Origin of the sequence: Thalassotalea sp. G20_0 (genome assembly GCF_017744175.1) — a bacterium.
Lineage (GTDB): Bacteria > Pseudomonadota > Gammaproteobacteria > Pseudomonadales > Endozoicomonadaceae > Endozoicomonas.
In genome coordinates this window covers 1-1,225 of the sequence record NZ_JAGHQV010000219.1, presented here as the reverse complement: position 1 = coordinate 1,225, position 1,225 = coordinate 1, and the positions used below count along the sequence as shown (strand labels likewise).

Annotated in this window: 1 protein-coding gene; it reads left to right on the top strand. The window is 54.3% G+C overall.

All coding sequences use genetic code 11. From position 1 onward, the window contains the following. Positions 1 to 1,225 (top strand): hypothetical protein (locus J7438_RS25620; RefSeq protein ID WP_209278868.1); only part of this gene is annotated, 1,225 nt, incomplete at both ends.

Sequence of the window (1,225 nt, the reverse complement as noted above, 5' to 3'; positions counted from 1 at the left end):
GGTTCGAGGAACGGTCGCCAACACCACGGCGGTGAACAGCAGGGTCAAAACCTCGGGTAAAGATGCTCACGCCGGCATCGGGGGGGGGGCGGTTTACCCTGGAGGAACGGTTGCCCACACCACGGCGGTGAACAGCAGGGTCAAAACCTCGGGTAAAGATGCACACGCCGGCATCGGGAGGGGGGCGGTTTTAGATGGAGGAACGGTTGCCCACACCACGGCGTTGAACAGCTATGTCAATGACATTTTAGAGAATTCTGGATCTATCTCCAATGATCAGCTTCTTTGCCAAAAAGCAGACCTACGTGTGTTAACAGCCAATTGTTCTTCGAGAACTGAATTTCTGGATGCGCTGGATTTTTCGAACAGTAATGCTTGCCCGGTGAATGCCGCTACAGTGTCAACAGGCGTTACAGCATCAACACCCACTACAGCGTCAACAGCCGCTAAAGAGTCAACACCCACTACAGCATCAACAGCCGCTAAAGAGTCAACACCCACTACAGCGTCAACAGCCGCTAAAGAGTCAACACCCACCATAGCATCAACAGCCGCTACAGCATCAACACCCATAAAAATTAATGATGCAGAAGACCTGGCCAAGATTGGCCGACATCCCGACTATCCACTGGACGGTACCTATAAACAGACAGCGAATATTGTTGTCACTAAAGACTATCAATCCATTGGCAATGATACCCATCCATTCACCGGGGAGTACGATGGGCAGCGCCGTACCATCAGTGGCCTGTCTGACTGTTTAGTTGATACTCTGAAACAAGGCAACATCAGTCGCCTTGGCTTTACTGATACCCATATAAATTCAACGAAGACGACCGGGTTGGCAGCCTGTACTGCGAACGGCACAGTCAGTGATATCCGGGCCGAAAATGTACATATTTCCACCTCGGGTGACAATGCATACGCCGGCATTGGGGCGGGCTTGGTTGGCGGTGGAGGAATGGTTACCAACACCACGGTGGTGAACAGCACGGTCGAAACCTCGGGTGAAAATGCACACGCCGGCATCGGGGGGGGGGTCGTTTTTGGAACGGTTGCCAACAGCACGGCAGTGAACAGCACGGTTGAAACCTCGGGTACCCTGGCACACGCCGGCATCGGTGGGGGGGACGTTTCAGGAACGGTTGCCAACACCACGGCGGTGAACAGCACGGTCGAAACCTCGGGTACCCTGGCACACGCCGGCATCGGGGGGGGGATTGTT